Annotated in this window: 2 protein-coding genes; both read left to right on the forward strand. The window is 75.7% G+C overall.

The window, feature by feature from the left end; genetic code table 11:
- Window positions 1-473 (forward strand): acyl carrier protein (locus H5J30_RS33200; RefSeq protein ID WP_181791432.1); only part of this gene is annotated, 473 nt, incomplete at its 5' end.
- Between the two features lie 13 nt (window positions 474-486).
- Window positions 487-1421 (forward strand): beta-ketoacyl synthase N-terminal-like domain-containing protein (locus H5J30_RS33205; protein ID WP_181791434.1); only part of this gene is annotated, 935 nt, incomplete at its 3' end.

The raw sequence follows: 1421 nt of genomic DNA on the forward strand, positions 1-1421 counted from the left end.
GCGGGTCCGGGTTCGTCGCCCGGCTGGCGGGGCTCGACCCGGACGAGCGCGCGGCGGAGCTGCTGACGCTGGTGCGTACGGCCGCGGCCGTGGTGCTCGGCCACCCCGGGGCGGAGGCGGTGGATCCGCACCGGCCGTTCCAGGAGCTGGGGTTCGACTCCCTGGCCGCGGTCTCCCTGCGCAACCGGCTCGGCGAGACGGCCGGGCTGCGGCTGCCGACGACCCTCGTCTTCGACCACCCGACGCCGGTGGCCGTCGCGGAGTTCCTGGGTGGCGAGTTGCTGGGCGGCGGCGAGGCGGACGAGCCGGTAGCCGCGTACGAGGCCGCCGGATCCGGCGCCCCGGACCAGGACCCCGCGTACCCCTCGCGGCCGGAGGTCGCCGAGGCCGTGGCGGGGTTCACCGACGACGAGTTGTTCGCGTTCATCGACGAGCGGCTGGGCACCTTCGGGCCCGGTCGCGGCCAGCAATGAGGACCAGGACGCCATGACGCACACCGCGGACACCGCAGACACCGCGAACACCGCCGGCCCGGCGCCCGCGGGCAACGAGACGCGCCTGCGGGACTACCTGGAGCGCGTGACCGTCGACCTGCACGAGGCCATGCGCCGGCTGCGGCAGGCGGACCGGCGCGAGCGGGAGCCGATCGCCGTCGTCGGCATGGCCTGCCGGTTCCCCGGCGGGGCGGCGACGCCGGAGGAGCTGTGGGACCTGCTGGCCGCGGGGCGGGACGTGATCGGTGGATTCCCCGCGGACCGGGGCTGGGACCTCGACGGGCTGTACCACCCCGACCCCGACCACCCGGGCACCAGCTACGTGCGCCACGGCGGCTTCCTGCACGACGCGGGGGACTTCGACGCGGAGTTCTTCGGCATCTCGCCGCGTGAGGCCCTGGCCATGGACCCGCAGCAGCGGCTCGCGCTGGAGGCGGCGTGGGAGGCCGTCGAGCGGGCGGGGATCGACGTGTCGTCCCTCGCGGGCAGCCGCACCGGCGTCTTCGTCGGGAGCAGCGGCCAGGACTACGGGATGCTCACCACGACGACGTCCGACCGCGTCGAGGGCTACGTGATGACGGGCAACGCCGCGAGCGTGCTGTCCGGGCGGATCTCGTACTCCTTCGGGCTGGAGGGCCCCGCGCTGACCGTGGACACCGCCTGCTCGTCGTCGCTGGTGAGCACCCACGCCGCCGTGGGGTCGCTGCGCACGGGGGAGTGCGAACTCGCGCTCGCGGGCGGGGTGATGGTGCTGTCCACGCCCGGCGGGTTCGTGGAGTTCAGCCGGCAGCGGGGGCTGGCGCCGGACGGGCGCTGCAAGCCCTTCGCGGCTGCGGCCGACGGCACCGGGTGGGGCGAGGGCGTGGGGATGCTGCTGCTGGAGCGGCTGTCCGACGCGCGGCGCCACGGGCACCCGGTGCTCGCGGT

This window comes from Streptomyces phytophilus (assembly GCF_013870535.1).
GTDB classification, from domain to species: domain Bacteria; phylum Actinomycetota; class Actinomycetes; order Streptomycetales; family Streptomycetaceae; genus Streptomyces; species Streptomyces phytophilus.